Consider the following 20,968-nt stretch of genomic DNA (forward strand, 5'->3'; position numbering starts at 1 on the left):
TTTGACGGTGATTAAATGATTTCCCATGAACGGCAGCCGATCGTCGTCGCCGACAAGCTCGAGAAGGACCCGATGAAATTCGAATCGTACTGGCTGGATACCCGCCCCGCATTTCGCGCGGGCTGCGAGGGCCCCGTCGAAGGGCGCGCCGACGTGGTCGTGATCGGCGGCGGCTTTACCGGCTTGTCGGCGGCGCTCGCGCTCGCGCAGCGCGGCGTATCGGTGGTCGTGCTCGAAGCCGCGCAGGTCGCGGGCGAAGCGTCCGGCCGCAACGGCGGCCAGTGCAACACGGGCGTCGCGCAGGATTACGCGTCATTGGCCGCGCGCATGGGCGCGGAGCCGGCGAAGCAGTTCTATCGCGCATACGAAAGCGCGGTGAAGAGCGTCGAGACGATCGTCGCCGAACACGCGATCGACTGCGATTTCCGGCGCGCGGGCAAGCTGAAGCTCGCCGCGAAACCGCAGCATTTCGCGGGGCTGGCGAAGACGTTCGACGCGTTGCGGCGCGACGTCGATCCGGACATCGAACTGATCGAACCCGAGCGGATTCGCGATGAAGTCGCGTCCGACGGCTTCTACGGCGGGCTCCTGCAGCGCAACGGTGCGCAGATGCACATGGGCAAGTTCGGTGTCGGGCTTGCGCAAGCGGCGGTGCGCGCGGGCGCACGCGTCTACGAACATGCGGCCGTCACGCAACTGGACCGGCTCGACGGCGAGCGGCACGCGATCACCTGCACGCGCGGCAGGATCGTCGCCGATCGCGTGCTCGTCGCGACCGGCGCATCGCAGCACGGCCCGTTCGGATGGTTCCGGCGGCGCATCGCGCCGGTCGGCAGCTTCATCGTCGTGACCGAGCCGCTCGCCGACGCGCAGTTGAACCGGCTGTTGCCGCATCGCCGTGCGTACGTGACGTCGCGCCAGATCGGCAACTACTTCCGCGTGACGCCCGACAACCGGCTGCTGTTCGGCGGCCGCGCCCGCTTCGCGATGTCGAGCCCGCGCTCCGACGCGAAAAGCGGCGACATCCTGCGCGCCGGCATGGCCGGTTATTTCCCGGAACTGGCCGATGTCCGGCTCGACTACTGCTGGGGCGGGCTGGTGGACATCACCGCCGACCGGTTGCCGCGCGCGGGCCAGCACGACGGGCTCTATTACTCGATGGGCTACAGCGGCCACGGCGTGCAGATGTCGGTGCACATGGGCCGCGTCATGGCCGACGTGCTGTATGGCGCGACGGCCTCGAATCCGTGGCGCGAGCTCGACTGGCCGGCGATGCCCGGGCATTTCGGGCACGCGTGGTTCCTGCCGTTCGTCGGCGCGTATTACCGGGTGCAGGATTTCCTGCACTGAAGCGGGCGCCGGGGAGAATTCAACATGACAGCGCGTTTCGTTTGCCCGTCAGCGGGCGTCGCCTTGCCGGGCGTGACACCGCAGGCGGCGACATGAGGACAGCCAGCATGCTCGACCTGATTCACGATTCGGTCGAAGACACGACGCCATGCACACCGCGCGTCGCGCGGCCCGTCTCGCCGGCGATCGGCGATGTGCTGCGCACGATCGACGCGTCGTTCGCGCAGCCGCTGAATCTCGACACGCTCGCGGCGGTGGCCGGGTTGAGCGTATCGCGTTTCACCGCGCGCTTTCGCAGCGAAACCGGGTTGTCCCCGCACCGGTATCTGTGCCTCGTCCGGGTGCGGCGCGCGCAGGACCTGTTGCGTGCCGGTGTTGCGCCGTCGGTCGTCGCGACCGACGTCGGTTTCTTCGACCAGAGCCATCTGTGCCGGCATTTTCGGCGGGTGCTCGGGATCACGCCGCGCGCTTGCGTGGTCGCGCGACCGGGCGGTGCGTCGGCGCGCGCGCACACCGAACGCCGCGCGGGCGCAAGTGCGGGCGGTTTGCACACCTGACGGGATTCCGGCGGGTTCGCCGGCGAACGGAGATTTCCAATATTGCGCGACGGTTTTCGATCCGGCCGCCGCGCACTGCAGAGGAGCAGAAATGACCGCAGCTTTCGTGTTGCATCGTGCCGACGGTGCGCCTTGTTCCACCTCGTTCCGCAAGCAGGCGTTCGGCGAGGGCGACCCTTTTGCGCGACATCGGGAGATCGCGTGGGAAGGGCCCGACTCGATGGCCGCGGGACGTATCGCCTTCGTCGGCGAACTCGACGTGGCGCGCTTTCCGCACATCGAAACGATCGCGGTCATCGAAGGCGAGCTGACGCTCGAAGCGGCCGGGGCCGCTCCGCTGGTGCTCGGGCCGGGGGAAGGGGCAGTCATCGGCGCCGGCACGGCGGTTCGCATCAGCGCGGAATCGCGGGTGTTGCTGATGTTCTGCGCAGCCGCGTGCACGACGCCGACGAAACACGGCCTGTTTCCGCTGCGGGCCGACGCCGACTTCAAGCCTTCCGCATCGCTGCCGCCCGAGGTGCTGCTCGGCCCCGCACCACAATGCCGCAGCGACAACGTGTTCCTCGACGACGGCGCCGGGTATTGCGCCGGTACGTGGGATTCGACGCCCTATCACCGGATCGTTCGCCCGCATCGCGTCAACGAGTTCATGCTCCTGCTGGCCGGCAGCGTGCGGTTCGCCGACCCCGACGGCAGCGTGCTGTCGCTCGGCACCGGCGATGCGCTGTTCGTGCCGCGCGGCGCATCGATCGGGTGGGAAAGCAGCGAACGCGTCGCGAAGTTTTACGTCGTGCAGAACGTACCTGCCTCAACCGAACGAGACTGACCATGTCCCCACCGCTGCGCCTTATAGAAACCTCGCCCACGCCGCCGGCATCGGCCGACGTCGTCGTGATCGGCGGCGGCATCATCGGCGTCTTTACTGCCTACTACCTGGCCCGGCGCGGGGTATCGGTCGCGCTCGTCGAGAAGGGGCGAATCGGTGCCGAGCAGTCGAGCCGCAACTGGGGCTGGTGCCGGCAGCAGAACCGCGACGAACGCGAATTGCCGATGGCGAGCAAGAGCATCGATCTGTGGGAACGATTCGCCGCCGAATCCGGCGAAGACACCGGCTTTCATCGCTGCGGGCTGTTGTACCTGAGTAACGACGAGGCCGAGCTGTCGCGCTGGGCCAGCTGGGGCGAGTTCGCGAAGACCGCGGGCGTGACGACGTACATGCTCGACCGCAAACAGGCCACCGAGCGCGGACACGCGACCGGGCGGACGTGGAAAGGCGGCGTCTTTTCGCCGACCGACGGCACGGCCGACCCGGAGAAGGCCGCGCCGGCCGTCGCCGCCGCGCTGATGAAGCTCGGCGGCAGTGTCCACCAGCACTGCGCGGCGCGCGGCATCGAACTCGAGGGCGGGCGTGTCGGCGGTGTCGTCACGGAGGCCGGTGTCATCAAGACCAGGACGGTCGTGCTTGCCGGCGGCGCATGGGCGTCGTCGTTCTGCCGCCAGCTCGGCATCCGCTTTCCGCAGGCGTCGATCCGTCAGTCGATCCTGAGCGTGTCGCCTGTCGAGCATCCGCTGCCGGATGCGATGTATACGTCCGGCGTGTCCGTGACACGCCGCAGCGACGGACGCTACGCGCTCGCGATCAGCGGTCGCGCGCGCGTGGACGTGACGCCGCAGTTCCTGCGATTCGCGCCGCAGTTCTTGCCGATGTTCGCGAAGCGCTGGCGCAATCTTCTGCCGGGCTGGCTCGAAGGCGTGCGCGGCGGGCATGAGACGCTGAAGCGCTGGCAGCTCGATGAACCGACGCCGATGGAGGCGGTCCGCATTCTGGATCCGAAACCGGACATGCCGACGGTCAACGAAACCTACCGGCGCGCCGCCGAACTGTTTCCCGAACTTCGCGACGCGAAGATCACGCACGCATGGGCCGGGTTCGTCGACAGTACGCCGGACGGCGTGCCGGGCATCGGCGAAGTGCCGGGTGTGCCGGGGCTGATCCTTGCCGCGGGTTTTTCCGGCCACGGCTTCGGAATCGGGCCGGGCGCCGGGCATCTGATCGCGGATCTCGCGACCGGTGCGCAACCGCTGGTCGACCCGGTGCCGTATCGGCCGGAACGGTTCAGCGATTCCGCGTGGGGCAAGGTCGCGGATTTCTAGTACGCGGGGCGATGGCGGCCACGGCGCGAACCGTGGTCATGCCGATGGCGCGAATCATCGACGGACGGTCGACGGACGCGCCCATCTCAACCCGTCGACAAGCTTCGACCGGCCCGTTATATCCGACCGCTTCGGCAGACCGTCGTTCGTGCCGTTCGCGGGCGTGCAGTACCGCCTCAAGGACATCCTGCAATGAATTCATCCGTCATTTCCCCCGTTCGTCACCTGATGCAGGCCGGCAGGCTGGATCGTTTCTTCATCGACGGCGACTGGGTCCTGCCCGACGGCGGCGACCGGTTCGCGGTCGTGTGCCCGTCCACCGAGGACACGGTGTGCGACATCCCGCTCGGCAGCGCACGTGACGCCGACCGGGCCGTCGCCGCCGCGCGCCGGGCGTTCGAACGGTGGTCGGCCACTTCGCCGCAGGCGCGCGCCGCGCTGCTCGATCGCGTCCACACGTTGATGCTGGAGCGAACGGAACTGTTCGCCATGGCGCTGGCCACCGAGATGGGCGCGCCGATCGCCTATGCGCGCGCCGCGCACGTGCCGCTCGCGGCCGAGCATATCCGGGTCGCGCGCGACAATCTCGCGCGCTATCCGTTCGTCTCCCGACGCGGGACGACCGCGATCGTACGCGAGCCGATCGGTGTGTGCGCGCTGATCACGCCGTGGAACTGGCCGATCTACCAGATCACCGCGAAGGTCGGCCCGGCGCTCGCGGCCGGCTGTACGGTCGTCCTGAAACCCAGCGAGTTGTCGCCGCTCAGCGCATTGCTGTTCGCGGAAGTGATCGCCGACGCGGGGGTGCCCGCAGGCGTGTTCAACCTGGTGAGCGGCAATGGTGCGGAAGTCGGCTCCGCGCTTTCGTCGCATCCGGAGGTCGACATGGTGTCGATCACCGGATCGACCCGCGCGGGCGTGCTGGTCGCGCAGGCAGCCGCGCCGACCGTCAAGCGCGTCGCGCAGGAGCTCGGCGGCAAATCGCCCAACATCGTGTTGCCGGATGCGGACTTGCAGCGGGCGATCGCACCCGGCGTGGCCGCCGCATTCAGGAACATGGGGCAGTCGTGCAGCGCGCCGACCCGCATGATCGTGCCGCGCGCCGCGCTCGGCGCGGTCGAGGCGCTGGCCGTCGCGGCGGTGGAGCGGCTGGTGGTCGGCGATCCGTTCGCCGAGGCAACGACGCATGGGCCGCTTGCCAATCACGCGCAATTCGGGCGGGTCGCGCAGATGATCGACGCAGGCATCGACGAACGGGCGAAGCTCGTCGCTGGCGGCCCGGGGCGGCCGGCGGGATTCGATCGGGGCTTCTACGCGCGGCCGACCATTTTTTCCGACGTGCGCACCGACATGACGATCGCTCAACAGGAGATTTTTGGTCCGGTGCTCGCGATCCTTCCCTACGACACCGTGGAAGAAGCGGTCGCCATCGCGAACGACACGGTGTACGGGCTCGGCGCGCATGTGCAGGGCAGCGACCACGAAAGCGTGCGCGCGGTGGCCGCCCGCATCCGGGCCGGACAGGTGCATCTGAACTATCCGGCATGGGATCCGCAGGCGCCGTTCGGCGGCTACAAGCAGTCGGGCAACGGCCGCGAGTACGGGATCGAAGGGATGGAGGACTACATGGAAATCAAGTCGATCATCGGCTTTTACGACTGACGCAGCCGCTGCGTGCGAACGCGGCGGCAGCACGGACTGGAAGCCGCTTACTTTCGGAAGGTGCCGAAATTGGAAAAACCTGTCATTCCCGATACGTCGCTGCAGGCGCATCACGCGCACTGGGCTAGCCTGCGGCGCGATCTGCATGCGCATCCCGAGCTGCGATTCGAAGAACACCGGACCGCCGACGTCGTTGCCCGCGAGCTTGACGCGCTCGGTTATGCGGTATCGCGCGGGCTGGGCGGCACGGGTGTCGTCGCGAGCCTGCCCGGTGCCGACCCGGCGCGCGGCATCGTGCTGCGTGCGGATCTGGATGCGTTGCCGATCCAGGAAGCCAACGACTTCGCGCACGCATCGTGCACGCACGGGATCATGCACGCATGCGGGCATGACGGCCATACCGTCATGTTGCTCGGCGCCGCGCGCATCCTGAAGGAACTGCCGCCATTGCCGGGTGCCGTTCATTTCGTGTTTCAACCGGGCGAAGAGGGCGGCGCGGGCGCGCGCAAGATGATCGACGACGGGCTGTTCGAGCAATACCCGACCGAAGCGGTGTTCGGCATGCACAACTGGCCCGGCTTGCCTGCCGGACATTTCGGATTGCGCACCGGCCCGATCATGGCCGCGGGCTCGCGCTTCAGGATCAAGGTCACCGGCAAGGGCGCGCACGCGGCGCAGCCGCATCTGGGCATCGATCCCGTTCCGCTCGCGTGTTCGATGGTGCTGCAGTGTCAGACCATCGCCGCGCGGCACAAGGATCCCGTGGACCCTGCGGTCATTTCCGTCTGCATGATCCACGCGGGCACGACGGACAACGTCATTCCGGACAGCGTCGAGCTGCGCGGGACGATCCGCACGCTGTCGTCCGCGTTGCAGCAGAAACTGCAGACGGATGTGCAGCTCACGTGCGAGGGGCTGGCGCGTGCGTATGGCGCGCAGGTCGACGTCGAGTTTTTCCAGTACTACCCGGCGACGGTCAACACGCCGGCCGAGACGGCGCTGTGCGAAGCGGTGATCGGCGACACGTTCGGTGGCGAACGCCTGTACCGCGACGTGCCGCCGAACATGACGTCGGAGGATTTCGGCTTCATGCTGGAGGAGCGGCCCGGCGCTTACGTGCTGATCGGCAATGCGCCGGAGGGCGCGGCGGCACCGTCGCTGCATCACCCGAAATACGATTTCAACGACGAAATCATCCCGGCCGGTGTCCGGTATTGGGTCGCGCTGGCGCAGCATTACTACAGGCGATCGTCGTGAACGCATGCCCGATGTCGGGGCGCGGCATCGTGCTGCGCCAGATATGGGACGTGCGCGCGCTGCTCGACAGCGGCGCGCCCGTGCAGGTACTGCCCGGCGTCGCGCAGCCCGCGAACGTGTGGGCGGTGTATCCGGCACGGCTGGCTGCGTCGGCGAAGGTGCGGGTGTGCGTCGACTTTCTGGCGGACGGATTCGGCCGCATGGCCTGGCCGGCCGTGTTCGGTGTCAACCTCCGCTATGTCGCGGCCGTCGTATCGTCAGGCCACGCTGCCGAGGCGCGTCGCTGAATGACCGCATGCGATGAACGCCATCCTGATACCTGATACCTGATTGACGATTGCAGGAAGATCGTCTTTTGTCATACGACAAAGGGTTCACGCTCCCGGACAAGTTCGCGTGGCCACGGGCGAATTGCGCCGGACAGGACCGTCTTCACGGGACAGCGCGAATTCTCAGGATCGAAACGTTTCGACATGCAGCGTGTCGAGCCCCCGCGATTCGTGATCCATAGCATTATTCACCCCACCGGCTCGGCCGCAAACCACGCGCAGAGTCGAAACGCATTTCCTCTCCCCCTGCCGGCATCGATGATCCATGGAGCCGGTACCACGCTGCATCGTCGCCCCGCGTTTCTTTGGCGTTACGTTTCTTTTGCGTTGCGACGTCCTCCTCCTTCGTCTGTTGCCGGCCCGCTTCGATGGAACGGTGCCTGGCATCGTTAATGCATGCGTGGTCGGTGTGATGAGCAAACGAGGGCCGCAACTGCACGCTCGACACGCTTCGGGTGTCTGCCGTTTGCGGGTGCAGTCGCGGTCATCACAGGGCGACGTGACCGACGCCGGTGGCGGCCACGTCGTCACGCAAGTGACGATGCGGGGCGCAATTCGTACGAGGTTGTTTCAGGCATCGACATCCCCCAGGGTTCGCGATCCCCGGACACTCAATGCTCAGGCCAGGCGTTGTTCCGATGACAGACCCCCGGTTTTCGCGCAGAGACCAGTGAAAGGAGTTCTCCAATGAAATCCCCACTCAAGCTTGCCGTGGCATGTGCAGCGATCTTGTCCGCGACGGCATTGATGAGCCCCGTTTGCAACGCGGGAGCGTCCGGTGCTTCCGCCTCACACAAACGCGTCGAGCCGCCACCGCGCGCGGCCGTCGTGACGGAGATCGTGCCAGGCGTGGCGGAAGAAGAGAAGCGGAATGCCGAGCGCGAGCATGGCAGGGGACCGAACTTCAACGAAGGCAAACATCGTCGGGCCAACGGCGACATTCAGCGCGATTAAGTACGAAGGAGATCACAATGAAAAAGCTCGTTCTCGCATGGGTGCTGGTGCTCGGATTCGCATTCGGCCAGATGCCATCCTCCGTGCTCGCCCAGACCACCACGGCGAACGTCCTCGTGCTCTATGACGCCCCGCCGAACGACCCGTACACGAAGCTCGGCATGGCTTACGCGATCATGCTGCGCAACCTGCTTGGCCATTTCAACACCAACGTCACGCTTGCGCCCGTCGACAGCTATACGGCAGGAACCGTCGAAAAGTACCAGGCGACTTTCTATCTGGGGAGCTATTACAACAACACCCTTCCTGCCGCATTTCTGTCGGACGTCGCCAAGACGTCGAAGACGGTCGTCTGGTTCAAGGACAACCTGTGGGAAGTCGCGTGGGACCCGTCGTACAACTTCACGGCCCGCTATGGATTCACCTTTAGCGGGATCAGCGGGCTGGCCTACGCGCCGACCAGCAGTAACCCGAACCCGGACTTCTTTGACACGGTGCTCTACAAGAACATGAGCATGGTCAAATACTATGCGTTCAACGCGAGCACCGGCGTCGTCAGCGCGGACCCCGACATCGGCGTCACCGCGGTGTCCGACGCGACGAAGGCCAGTGTACTCGTCACCATCAAGGACAGTCAGACCGGTGCGCAGGCACCGTATGTCATGCGCGCGGGCAATTTCTGGTACTTCGCTGACATGCCGTTCTCGTACATCGGGCCGCGCGACCGGTACCTGGTGATCTGCGATCTGCTGCATGACATCCTCGGGACCAACCAGCCGGTGCTGCATCGCGCGATGGTGCGTCTGGAAGACGTCAACGCGTTCACGACCTCGGCGTCGATGAAGACGCTGACCGACTACATGTATTCCAAGAACATTCCGTTTTCGATTGCAACCATCCCGCTGTACGAAGATCCGCTCGGTGCCTATAACGGCGGTGTGCCGCTGATCGTACACCTCGCGCAGGCGAGCAGCCTGAAGCAGGCGCTCAATTACGCGCTGATCCGGGGCGGCAGTATCGTGATGCACGGTTACACGCATCAATACAATTCGACGCCGAACATCGACAACGCGGTCAGCGGCAATGACTACGAGTTCTGGCTGGCGACGCAGAACCGTCCGGTGGACGAAGATTCGACACAGTGGGCATCGAACCGTCTGAAAGCGGGCCTGCTGGAACTGTCGACGAACGGCTATGTTCCCTTTGCGTGGGAAGCGCCGCACTACCAGTCGTCGCCCCTTTCGATCAAGGCCGTTCCGCCGCTGTTCAAGACGACGTACCAGCGGGTCGTCTACTACACGTCGGATCAGCCGAACCTGAATTCGACCGCGCCGAATCACGATTATTCGGTCGGGCAATTCTTCCCGTACATCATCAATTCCGACTATTACGGGCAACGGGTGCTGCCCGAGAACCTCGGGAACGTCGAATACAACATCTGCAGTATCGATCCGTTCTCGTGCCTGTCCTACACGTGGCAGGATCTCTACACGAATGCACAGTACGCGCTGACGGTTCGGGATGGTTTCGCGTCCTTCTTCTTCCATCCGTTCTGGCTCGAGCCCGACCTCGGCACGCCCGGGTTCCAGGATTTCCAGAGCCTCGTGAACGGGATCACCGGTCTCGGCTTTCAGTGGGTCGCCGGGAATGGCGTCAAGTAGATGATTCCGGAATCGGGAGCGAGCCGGGGAACCGGGCTCGACTCCCTCTCCGGGTTCGATGGCGCCACGTTTCGCTTTGTCGTAACGAACGGGACGCGGCGCACGGTCGTTTCGCATGGACGTCGCCGCCGGTCGGAGGCGACGTCGCGCGGATCGATCGCGGTGCCGGTTACGCCGCCGACAGCACGATCGACACGCCCGTCGCCGTATAGACCGGCGTCGCCTTGAAGCCGTCGACGGTCACCGTCGCGAATTTCGCCGCGCCCGCTGCCGCGTCGATCAGTGCGATGGTGTCGCCGGCCTTCGGCGCATAACCGTTCACGAACTTCACGTGCAGCGTGCCGCCCGCGACGGTGAACGCGCCGCCCACGCGCAGGCGGCCGCCGCCGTTGCCGTCGATGTCGAGTTCAAGCGTCGTGTTGTCGAGCTGCGTATAGCGCGTCGCGATCGTGACGGGCGCACCCGCCGCGATCCGGATGCCGCCGCCGGCGCCGACATACACGTCGCCGTTGCCGAACGCCGTCGCGGACGCCGCGGCGAGCGTGCCGCCGCTGACCTGCGTGCCGCCCGTATAGCTGTTGTTGCCCGCCAGCGTCAGCGCGCCGCTGCCTTGCAGCGTCAGCTTGCCGGCGCCCGCGATGTCGTTGCGCCACAGGTCGGCGGCGTTGAGGGCGCCCTTCGACGCATCCATCGCGACGATCACGTTGCCGTTGAATGCGCCGTAACCGTCGGCGGCGGCGAACAGATTCAGCCGGCCCCAGCCTTCCGCGTCGTCCATCACCGGGTAGCCGGACGGCAGCTCGGTGGTCTTCAGCACGACGCGCCGCTGATCCCCACCCAGGTACGGGAAACGCGTCTGCAGCAGGATCTCCGCCCCCTTCGGCACGACCGGCGGCGCACCGGTCGCGTCGAGCGCGCCGAAGCCGTAGGTCATGCGGCGCGCGAAGGCCGCCTTGTTCGTCGCGTAATCGGCGAAGCGGTCGGTCGCCGTCGTGCCCGAGCGCGCGAATGCCGGGAACGTCGAATCGGTCGTGCCGGTGAGCTGCTGCAGCGTCTGGTGCGCCTGCCCGTAGGCGGCCTGCGCGTCGTTCGCGTAGGCCGCGAGATTGGCCGCGCTGATCGCCAGCGCGAGCATGCGTCCGCCGATCACGTCGAGCGGCGAGTGCATGCCGGCGAGGATGCGGTTCTCGCCGAGTTCGAGGCCGCGGCTGACCATTTCCTGGTAGCGCTCCGGCACGAGCCACGCCATCGTCACGGCGTCGCGCATCGCTTCCGCCTGGTGGCCGCTGATGAACCCGCCGTCGGTCGCGGGCGTCGTGCTTTCCGCCGGCACGAGCGTGGGGGCGACGACGACGCTCGTGCTCCAGCGGTACGGCCGCGCATACTTGTAAAAGCGTTTCGCGGGTTCGGTCGACGCGTTGTTGCCCATCTCGTTGAGCAGGTCGACGACCTTCCCGAAGCTCGCGTTCGCGCTGCCGCCCACACCCACGTTGTTGCCCGTGTCGGTGTACAGGACGGTCGTCGCGTCGGCCGGCACGCTGGTGATGCTGGTCGTCTGCTGCGCGGCGGTGCGCCATGCCGAGGTGAGCGGCCCCATGCCGTCGGTCACGCTGTAGCCCTTGCCGCGCCGGTCGTCGTAGTACGCGGCGTCGGCTTGCTGCGGCGTGCGTGCGGTCGTCGCGTTGACCACGTATTGCACGTTCGCCTGCAGGACCGCGTCGTTCAGGATCGTGCCGCACGGCGTGCCGTTGCCGGGCAGCCCCGTGCAGGCCGACGGCGAAATGGCCGGAAACGCGCCGTTGGCCGGCGCGCTCACGCCCGCATCGACGAGCATCGTCGCCGGCTGCCACAGGTCGAGGAAGCGGCTGACCACGCGTACCGCGGCGTTCGTCGACAGCGTGGCGTAACGCGCGTCGCCGCGCTGGTTGGTCGCGACGTTGTCGACGAAGGCGGGCACGCTCGGAACCGGCGCGCTGTCGACGAAACCGGGGTCGGCCGGCGGCGCCGGCATGGCCGCGCTGGTCGGGGTGGTCGAGGCGACATCGTCGCCGCCGCCGCACGCGGCGAGAACGATCGCACTCGACAGCGCGGCGACATGCAGCGGGAAACGGCTTCGTGACGCAAACATGCAAGACTCCATCCTGATGGTCAAAGATGGCGAATTGTGGTGACGATTCGTTACGCGGCCGTTAAGGATTTGTTGCGCGCCGTACTCCGTTCGAGAAAATTCCCACTATATGGTTAATTCCCGATACTGAACATCGCGGATGCCTTTTTTTCGCGCCCGAGACGGATATTTGGCGGCGTGCCGCTACGCGCCGGCCATGCGTGTGGATGGAAAGTCCGGCGGCTTCGTTATCGAATGACGATCCCTGTTGCCGCCACGACACGTGACGTGACAGTGGCCGGTGGCAATCGTTTGTATGCAACCCGCAGCCCGCAACCTCGACTCGCCCCATGGCCGTCATGCCGAGCGCGCGAGCGGCTCCGTTTCCGCGCAACACACCCGGTTTCTGCCTTCCCGCTTCGCACGGTACAGCGCCATGTCCGCCTGATGCGACAGCGCGTGCACGGAGGCGGGGCGTGCGCGATGGCCGGTCGCGCAGCCGATGCTGACGGTGAACGGCGGAACGGGTTCCGCAAACCCGTCGAGCCGGTTGCGTTCGACCTCGCGGCGAATCGCCTCCGCGACCTTCGCGGCGCCGCGTTCGTCGGTGTCGGGCAGCACCGCGACGAACTCTTCGCCGCCGTAACGCGCGGCGAAGTCGCCGCGCCGCTGCGTATGGGCACGGATGCATGCGGCGAGGAACCGGAGCGCCGTGTCGCCGCGTGCATGCCCGTATCGGTCGTTGTATTGCTTGAAGTGGTCGGCATCGATGAACAGCACCGACAGGCTGCCGTCGTGGCCGCGCTGGAGCCGGTCCCATTCGTCGGCCAGCGCGACGTCGAGCGCGCGGCGGTTGTGCAGGCCGGTCAGCGGATCGGTGCGCGTGAGGTCGGTGAGCAGCGTCTGCTTGCGAAGGTTGTCCCGCAACGCGAACGCGAGCAGCCAGACGACCGCGCAGAAGAGTGCGCACAGGAGCGACGCCGACACGCCGACCGACCACGACATCCGGATGAAACCGGCCAGCACGTCGGCTTCGGCCGGCGCGACGACGGCGATCAGCGGCGTGCCGGGCACCCGCTGGAACGTATAGAGCCGCAGCGTTCCGTCGATGCGCGAATACGCCGCATAAAAGCCCGAATCCTGGTTCAGCATGCGATCGAAGGCTTTCGAGCGGCGCAGGCGGATCATCTGGTGATCGTTCAGCGACGGGTTGCGGGCGAGGATGGTGCCGTCCGCGCGCACGATCGCGCTGATGCCGTGCGGCCCGACGTCCAGCCGGGACAGCAGCTGATCGAAATAGGCGAGGTCGATCGCGACCACCGCGATGCCGTTGAACGTGTGGTCCGGCCGTTCGATGCGCCGGGAGAGCGCGATCGATTCCGTGCCGCCGCGCGAGCGCGCACGATAGGCCTCCGACACGTAAAGGCCGACGTTCGGCGAGTCGCGATGGACCTTGAAATAGTCGCGATCGGCGAAGTTCCAGTGATGGGACGGGCCGCAGCACGCGTCGATCAGCTGGCCTTCGCGGTCCGTCACGCCCATCCCCGTCACGTATTGCGCGGCCGCGCGCTGGAACAGCAGGTCGTGCCGCAGCCCGGCATCCATGCGTCGCACCGCCGGCTTGCCGAGATCGGCGGAGAGTGCGATCAGCGCGTTGTTGGACGTTTCGACGGTCCGCGCGATCTCGCTGACCAGCACGGCGGCGACGTTGCGCGAGGTTTCGTGCGCGTGCTCGACGACTTCGCTTCTCGTGGCCCAGAGCGTGGCCGCGCTGATGCCGATCGCCGCGAACGACATCAGTGTGCCCAGCGCGCCGACGACAAGATGGTTTCGTCCCGCCCAGTCGGCGATTTTCTCGATGGAGGTGGATGCGGACATGCTGGCGCTCGCAGGGGAGGCCCGGCGCGATGAACCGGGCTGCGCTGAAACCCGGGTTAACGGCAGGTCGCCGCGGAAATCGAGGCCTGGATGCAACGCAAGTGGGTGCGGCGCGGCGCGCAAACGTATGCGTGCCGGGTGCTCGACGGGGCGCGTATCGGCAAGCGCGAGCGGGGGGACGGCTGGCGAAGCGATCGCGTCGCGGGCTCGACGTTCGGTGCGGCGGAACCCGGAACGCGGGCCTGACGCGGTGCCGGCGGTGTCCCGCCCGCGCGATCAGGCCGGCCCGGCCGCGTCCGTCTCCGCGTCATCCGTCGCCGCCGCGTGGCGCGCACGTTTCAGCGTACCGGCCAGCTTCTCGATCGCATGCAGGTCCAGCGTATCGAGATGCTCGCGCACCTCCCGCACGAAGGCCGCGTAATCCTGTTCGTCCGCGTACTGGCCGAGCCATTCCTCGATATCGGTGAGCTGCCCGTTGCCGGCGAGCCGGATCAGCGCGTCGAGTGCATCGTCGGGCGGGCAGCCCATCGCGGGCGCGGTGCCGCCCGGCACGACCTCGTCCGCCGCATGAAACCGCCGCACGAGCTCCGATGCCGGCACGAGCACGTGCCCGACGGCCGGCGCGACGATCGCGAACGAGAACGACGTGCCGACGCCGGGCTGGCTCGCGACGGCCAGTTCGCCGCCCATCGCGCCGACGATGCGCTGCGCGATGAACAGGCCGAGCCCGGTGCCGCCGTTGACGGCCTGCACCTGCTGGTACGCGCGAAAGATGTCGCGGGTGCCGCTGATGTCGATGCCGATGCCCGTATCGGCGACCTCGAACAGCAGGCGCCATGCGTCGCCTTCGCGCGACGCATGCACCGACAGCGTGACCGTGCCGTCGCGCGTGAACTTCGATGCGTTGGACAGCAGGTTCAGCAGCACCTGCTGCAGCCGCATCCCGTCGATCGACATCGTGCGCGGCAGCGGGCTGGCCGGCCGGTACACGAACCGGTTGTCCTGCTGCGCGCACAGCGCGAGCGCATAGTGGCCGATGTCGTCGAGCAGGCCGGGCAGGTCGGTCGTGTCCGGCGACACGCCGAGCGGCTGCAGCTCGGCTTTCGTGAACGCAAGGAGTTCGTCGATCAGCGTGAGCTGGTAGCGGATGCTGCGGTCGATCGAGCGGATCAGCCGCGCCTGGCCGCGCGTCGCGCCTTGCAGCAGCAGCTTCGCGTAGCCGTTGATCGTCGACAGCGGCGCGCGCAGGTCGTGGCTGACGTAGCCGAGCGTCTCGATCTTCTGCTGCATGTGCGTCGTGACCTGCTGGAGCGCGTCGTTGAGCGCGAGCGTGCGTCGTGCTACTTCGTCGCGCAGGCGATCCTGTTCGGTGAGCTGCCAGTGTTCGAGCCGCTTGCGTGCTTCGGTGCGCTGGCGGCCCACGTGATGAATCCACGCGGCCAGCACCAGCAGGTGTGTGGCAAGCCCGACGATCGCGATGACGGGGTTCGGATAGATGTCGGACTTGAGCCAGGACAGCACCGGCGGCAACGCGTCGATGCCGTCGAGCACGCGGATCAGCATGTTGAAGGTGGCGAACGCGATCGCGATCAGCATCACGCGGCCGGTCGGCGTGCGGCGGATGGCGAGCCACAGCGCGAGGCTGATGTTGACGATCCCCAGCGCCGCGTTCAGCCGCAGGCAGAACCACGTGAAGGTCAGCAGGTCGCCGAAAGCGGCGCCGGCCACGCCGACGAACTCGAGCGCGAGGAATGCCATGTAGACCGCGCGCAACGGCAGCCTGGCCTGCTCGCGCCGGGCGACCGTCAGGATGAAGACGATGAAGCAGGCGATCGCAAGGTACACGAAGATGATTTCGCCGCGTGCCGACCACTCGCGCAGCGCGGGCGGCAGCGCCATCGCCGTATAACCGCGGTAGGCCGCCTCGAACAGCGTCGTGCCCAGCGCAAGCCCGGCCAGTACGTAGAACACGCCGCTGCGCGAAAAGAACCCGATCAGCAGCGCGCACCACACGAGCGCGAGCAGCCCGCCGAAGAAACCGAAGTCCCACATCGTCGCGCGCCGTTCCAGCGCATCCCATGCCGCGCGGGTGAATGCCGCCGGCGCGAGCCGCATCTCCTTGCGCGACGTGACGCGGATCAGCACGGGGATGCTTGCGCCGGCGGGCAGCGTGACGTCGAGTGCCGGGTAGCGCGACGGGGCCCCAGCCGCATCGCCGCCGGCGTCGGCGGCCGGGAAGCGGCTGTCGAGCGTCCACCGGCCGTTCCGGCCGACATAGAAGTCGGCATGGTCGACGCGCGCGTCGCGAATCGCCAGCACCAGCGGCCGGGCGGCGCTGTCGCGGTTGGTCAGCGTCGCGCTGACCCACCATGCCGACCGCGAAAACGCGATGTTGAACGAGGGCGCGGTCGTCGTGGCCGCATCGTGCGGACGATCGGCAACGCGCGCCGCGACCTGTGCGGCGGTCATCGTCGTGCTCGTGTCCTCGAACACCGACACGGCTTCCAGTTGCGCGGGGTTCGGCGTCGCTGCCGCGCGGGCCGTCGCGCAGGTGACGGCCAGTGCGATCAGAAGCAGCAGCACCGCGCGCCATCCGGCTGCCCACGCCGCGCTGCGACTACACATCGGGATGATGCCCGCCGGGTGTGGGCGGCGCGCTGACCGCATGGCGCTGGCGCCGCCAGTCGGACGGCGTGATGCCGAAGCGTTCGCGGAACGCCGTCGCGAAATTGCCGGGCGTGGAAAAGCCGATTTCCTCGGCGATGTCGCCGATTCCCATCGACGTCTCCGCGAGGAAATGCATCGCGGCGCGCAGGCGCGTGTCGCGCAGGTACTCGAACACGGTCTGGCCGAGCTGGTCGCGGAACACGCGCGACAGCCGCTTTTCGTGGGTGCCGACCTGCCGGGCGAGATCCTCGAGCGCCGGAGGATGGCGCAGGTCGCGCAGCAGGACCTCGGCCGCCGCGCGCACGAGGGCCGCCTCCGGGTTGTCGGGCATCTCGGGCAGGTGCGCGAACGGCTGGCTGCGCCGCGCGCGCTTCAGGTGGTTGCGGATCCGGGCCAGCACTTCGGTCGGCTCGAACGGCTTGACGATGTAGTCGATCGCGCCGGTTTCGAGCCCCGCGATGCGATCCTCGAGATCGCCCGCGGCCGTGAGGATGATGACCGGGATGGACTGCGTCGACGGCGTCGACGCCAGCAGCCGGCACGCGGCGAAGCCGTCCATGCGCGGCATGCGGACATCCATCAGGATCAGGTCGGGTGCGATCGCCTGGGCGCGGTGATACGCCTGCAGCCCGTCGAACGCGACGCTGATCCGGCACCGCGCGGCACGCAGGATTTCGGTCAGGAGCCGCAGGTCGTTCGGGCGATCGTCGACGACAAGAATATGGGCGTCGGCGAGATCCGGCGTGGAGCGAAGCGACGCCGGGCTGGACGAGCGGGATGACATGGTGGCGGACGCGGTGGAAGGGTGGTCGGTCGGATTGAAAGCTTCGCTTTCAGCGCGATTGTTGCGAAAAATTATATGTCGACAACAGTACCGATTGTGAGGATTCCGTGCGGCCCGTGTGGGCATATCCGGCGGGGCGCTGCGCGATTTCGGCACCGGCGCTCCGCCGAATGGAATCGGAGTGGAAAAACATGCCGAATTGCATTTTAATATCGGTCTTTATTTCCGGATTTTATCGATTGCCGAATCGAATTGGCCCGCAGAATGAATTCGAGCGAGTTGTGTCGAGAGACGATGCGTTTCAGTGGGAAATGGATGCGCTGAATCGACGCCCGCCTGATTAATGTCTTTTTGCGGGGTGGTCAAGATTTATCTTGGTGAAAACCGTATTTCGGGCGTGAATGTATGAATGTGAATGCCGTCCGCTCGGGAAAAGCTTTTTTCCGCTCGAGAAAAGATGCGTTTGAATGGATGACCGCACACTAGCCCCGGCGCGGTTGGAATCGGTTCTTCGAGGGGAACGGTTTTGCAAGGATTCCTGCCGCTGCCATATTCGGATGACGCGATATCGAATGTGACATCGAATGATGGCAATTCTCAGGATGTGAGAATGCGACGACGGACAAGAAAATTGGCACGAGGGTAATACAAATTTCATAATTTTCCGAACGAGTACGTATAAAAGACAAGCGGAAAGATTGTGAGGTTGGTCAGGGTGTGACGCATCGACCGGAAAAATCGTCAAGAAAATTCGACCGATTAAATCGATGCGGGGGCGTTCGGCAAGTCAGACGCTATTTCCGGAAATCCGGAAAAGCGTTTGACTGCCGGCGGAGAGAGTGAGCGGTTGCGTGCGCAGCCCGGTGGTCTGATCCGTCCGGGCACGATCGCGCAGCGCGTTCTCGAATCAGGCGGGCACGAAAAACATGAATGCGACAGGCATGGCAGGACAACGCACCGGTTCGAGCGAACCGGGTGCGCATGCTTCAAACCCGGGGACCACTCGGCGTCATCCTCCTCCTGAATGAATCGTGACGGGCCGTCCCGAGGTACGGGGCGGCATCCGTCCATCCGGCGTCTGAACGACGCCTTCCCATGAAATTCGAGGTCGCCGCCGGCTCGGCGCGACGGCACGCGCACGCGGATTCGCGATGCGCGGGGTCGCGCGCCGCCGTCTTTCGCGCGACATCGGCTTCGATGAACCGATAACCGGCGAATGCCGCCGCGCCGCGTGCCGAGGCACGCGTGCGGCGTGCAGTCGTGCGATCGCCCGCGCGATCGCGATTACCGAGCAGTGTTGTTCGATCGTTTAGTTAGCTATCCAAAGTGAAGCGCGAAGCGTCGCGGCACGGACGAGGAGGCAGACCGGTGCGTCATCGCCTGCCGTCGCGTTTGCTGCCGCGTCATCCAGCACATGAGAACCGAGGGAACACAAGATGAACAAGTCGTTCAAGTCGATCTGGAACGAAGCACTGGGGGCCTGGGTCGCGGCTTCCGAGCTTGACCGTGCGCGCGGCAAGCGTGTCGCGTCGGCGAGCGGCCCGCGCGAGCATGCGGCGAACGAGGGCGCCGCGCGACGCGCGGGCCTGCTTTCGGCGCCGTCGCCGCGACGGCTGGCCGTGCTGATGGCGTCCACGTATCTTGCGTTGTTCCATGCGGGGGCGCACGCGCAATACGCGCCGGACGGCGGTTCCGCGACCGGCGGCGTGACGTCGATCTCGATCGGCGTCGGGTCGAGTGCCGCGCAGCAGAACTCGACCGCGCTGGGCAACCTGTCGACGGCAGCAGGCGTTTCCGCCACGGCGCTGGGTCCGGGCGCGCATGCGATGGCCGATGCGTCGACGGCCGTCGGCATCAACGCGCAGGCGACCGGCGTCAACAGTTCGGCGCTCGGCGTGCAGGCGATCGGTTCGGGCGCATATTCGGTGGCCGTCGGTAATTCGGCGCAGGCGACGCAGACGGGCACGGTGGCGATAGGCAGTGGCGCGACCGCGAACGGCACGTCCGCCGTCGGCCTCGGGAACAATGCAACGGCATCGGGTCAGTATGCGGTTGCGCTTGGACTCGGTGCGGTTTCGTCGGGCATCGGCGGCGTTGCGCTCGGTTATTCGTCGCAGGCGACCAATCAGGGCGCGATTGCGCTCGGCAACCAGTCGACGAGTTCCGGCGCAGCCGGCGTGGCGGTGGGCAGCGGTGCGTTGACGACCGGCAATTCCTCGATCGCGATGGGTGTCAACAGCGGCGCGAAGGGCGCGACGTCGATCGCGATCGGCTGGGGCGGGACGGCCGGCGTACCGGGCTCGGGCACGCAGTCGCTCGGCACCAGTTCGATTGCATTGGGTTCAGCCACGACGGCCGCGGCCAATCAGGCGATGGCGCTCGGCTTGAGCGCGAACGCATCGGGCGTCAGTTCGATTGCGGCAGGCGTACAGTCGACCGCGACCCAGCAATTCGCGGTCGCGCTCGGCAATCTCGCGCTCGGCAGCGGCATCTCGGCAACGGCCCTGGGCTCGGGGGCGACGGCGTCGGCCACGAATGCGACGGCCATCGGCATCAACAGTGTCGCGGCCGCGGCGTCCACCGTGGCGATCGGCGACAGCAACTCGATCGCGGCCGCGGCAGGCGCGGGGTCGATCGCAGGCGGCAACAGTTCGAAGGTGTTGAGCGGCGTCGGGGCGGTCGCGCTCGGCCTGGGGCAGACGGTCAGCGGCAACGGCGCGGTGGCGATCGGCGACCCGAGCACCGCGATCGGCACCGGCGCGGTCACGATGGGTTCGAACAACACCGCGAACGGCGACGGCGCGGTTGCGATCGGCAATTCGAACATCGCGCAGGGCACGGGCTCGCTCGCGCTCGGCAATACGTCGACGGCAGCGGCAGCCGGTGCGGTGGCGTTCGGCGCGTCGGCCGTGGCGAACAATGCAAACGACGTCGCGCTCGGCTCCGGGTCGACGACGGCCGCGCCGAATCCGACGGCGAGCGCGGTGATTGGCGGCGTCACCTACAACTTCAACGGCACCAACCCGACCAGCGTCGTCAGCGTCGGTGCGGCGGGCACCGAGCGCCAGATCACCAACGTCGCGGCCGGGCGCATCAATTCGGCGAGCACGGACGCGATCAACGGGTCGCAGCTCGATGCGACGAACCAGGCGGTCAATTCGCTGTCGACGTCGACCGCGTCGAGCGTCAGTTCGTTGTCGACGGGGGTGTCGTCGGCCAATAGCGCGATCACTTCGTTGTCCACGTCGACGTCGACCGGCATTAGCTCGTTGTCGACGGGGTTGAGTTCGACCGACAGCTCGGTGACTTCGTTGTCGACCTCCACGTCGACCGGGTTGTCCTCGGCCAATAGCTCGATCTCGTCGCTGTCCACTTCGACGTCGACCGGCATCACCTCGTTGTCCACGGGGTTGAGTTCGACCAACAGCTCGGTGACTTCGTTGTCGACGTCCACGTCGACCGGCTTGTCGTCGGCCAACAGCGCGATTTCGTCGCTGTCCACGTCGACATCGACCGGCATTACCTCGTTGTCCACGGGCTTGAGTTCGACCAACAGCACCGTGACGTCATTGTCGACGTCCACGTCGACCGGCCTGTCGTCGGCCAAC

At 66.7% G+C, this 20,968-nt stretch carries 13 protein-coding genes and 1 pseudogene; 10 read left to right on the forward strand and 4 right to left on the reverse strand.

Annotated features, from left to right (window positions below; translation table 11 throughout):
- Positions 1-72: 72 nt before the first annotated feature.
- From VK92_RS16655 to VK92_RS16690, 9 genes and pseudogenes are all read left to right on the forward strand, one after another.
- Positions 73-1,350: an NAD(P)/FAD-dependent oxidoreductase gene (locus VK92_RS16655; protein WP_165589102.1), complete on the forward strand. Its 1,278-nt coding sequence runs from the start codon at positions 73-75 to the stop codon at positions 1,348-1,350.
- A 107-nt stretch (positions 1,351-1,457) separates the two neighbouring features.
- Positions 1,458-1,907 (forward strand): helix-turn-helix domain-containing protein, encoded by a 450-nt coding sequence (locus VK92_RS16660; protein ID WP_048027383.1) that lies wholly within the window; start codon positions 1,458-1,460, stop codon positions 1,905-1,907.
- A 91-nt stretch (positions 1,908-1,998) separates the two neighbouring features.
- Positions 1,999-2,733 carry a cupin domain-containing protein gene (locus VK92_RS16665; protein ID WP_048027382.1) on the forward strand — a complete coding sequence of 245 codons (735 nt, stop codon included), beginning with the start codon at positions 1,999-2,001 and terminating at the stop codon, positions 2,731-2,733.
- A gap of 2 nt (positions 2,734-2,735) precedes the next feature.
- Positions 2,736-4,061 (forward strand): NAD(P)/FAD-dependent oxidoreductase, encoded by a 1,326-nt coding sequence (locus VK92_RS16670; protein ID WP_021156532.1) that lies wholly within the window; start codon positions 2,736-2,738, stop codon positions 4,059-4,061.
- 192 nt (positions 4,062-4,253) lie between these two features.
- Entirely contained in the window at positions 4,254-5,723 is a 1,470-nt protein-coding gene (locus VK92_RS16675; RefSeq protein WP_048027381.1) for an aldehyde dehydrogenase family protein, read from the forward strand.
- Between the two features lie 69 nt (positions 5,724-5,792).
- A complete protein-coding gene (locus tag VK92_RS16680; RefSeq protein WP_048027380.1) occupies positions 5,793-6,980 on the forward strand; it encodes a M20 aminoacylase family protein in 1,188 nt (395 codons plus the stop codon).
- 11 nt (positions 6,981-6,991) lie between these two features.
- A pseudogene (locus VK92_RS16685) lies at positions 6,992-7,267 on the forward strand (hypothetical protein); the annotation flags it as partial.
- 729 nt (positions 7,268-7,996) lie between these two features.
- On the forward strand, positions 7,997-8,263 hold the full coding sequence (locus tag VK92_RS41860) for a hypothetical protein (RefSeq protein ID WP_124923071.1): 267 nt from the start codon (positions 7,997-7,999) through the stop codon (positions 8,261-8,263).
- 17 nt (positions 8,264-8,280) lie between these two features.
- On the forward strand, positions 8,281-9,924 hold the full coding sequence (locus VK92_RS16690) for a DUF2334 domain-containing protein (RefSeq protein ID WP_048027378.1): 1,644 nt from the start codon (positions 8,281-8,283) through the stop codon (positions 9,922-9,924).
- Positions 9,925-10,093: 169 nt separating this feature from the next.
- On the opposite strand, the gene VK92_RS16695 is transcribed toward VK92_RS16690, so the two are convergent.
- The 4 genes from VK92_RS16695 to VK92_RS16710 all read right to left on the reverse strand — a co-directional run bounded on the left by VK92_RS16695 (position 10,094) and on the right by VK92_RS16710 (position 17,360).
- Positions 10,094-12,052 carry a phosphatase PAP2 family protein gene (locus VK92_RS16695; protein WP_048027376.1) on the reverse strand — a complete coding sequence of 653 codons (1,959 nt, stop codon included), beginning with the start codon at positions 12,050-12,052 and terminating at the stop codon, positions 10,094-10,096.
- 336 nt (positions 12,053-12,388) lie between these two features.
- Positions 12,389-13,909 (reverse strand): sensor domain-containing diguanylate cyclase, encoded by a 1,521-nt coding sequence (locus VK92_RS16700; protein ID WP_048027375.1) that lies wholly within the window; start codon positions 13,907-13,909, stop codon positions 12,389-12,391.
- 276 nt (positions 13,910-14,185) lie between these two features.
- Positions 14,186-16,534 (reverse strand): sensor histidine kinase, encoded by a 2,349-nt coding sequence (locus tag VK92_RS16705; protein ID WP_048027373.1) that lies wholly within the window; start codon positions 16,532-16,534, stop codon positions 14,186-14,188.
- Positions 16,527-17,360, reverse strand: a complete 834-nt coding sequence (locus VK92_RS16710; RefSeq protein WP_021156543.1) for a response regulator transcription factor — start codon at positions 17,358-17,360, stop codon at positions 16,527-16,529. The genes VK92_RS16705 and VK92_RS16710 overlap by 8 nt, the downstream gene beginning before the upstream one ends.
- Positions 17,361-18,796: 1,436 nt before the next feature.
- Here VK92_RS16710 and VK92_RS41865 point away from each other — a divergent pair.
- A partial coding sequence (locus VK92_RS41865; protein ID WP_048468185.1) for an ESPR-type extended signal peptide-containing protein occupies positions 18,797-20,968 on the forward strand: 2,172 nt, incomplete at its 3' end.

The organism is Burkholderia sp. LK4 (genome assembly GCF_001043615.1).
Lineage (GTDB): Bacteria > Pseudomonadota > Gammaproteobacteria > Burkholderiales > Burkholderiaceae > Burkholderia > Burkholderia cepacia.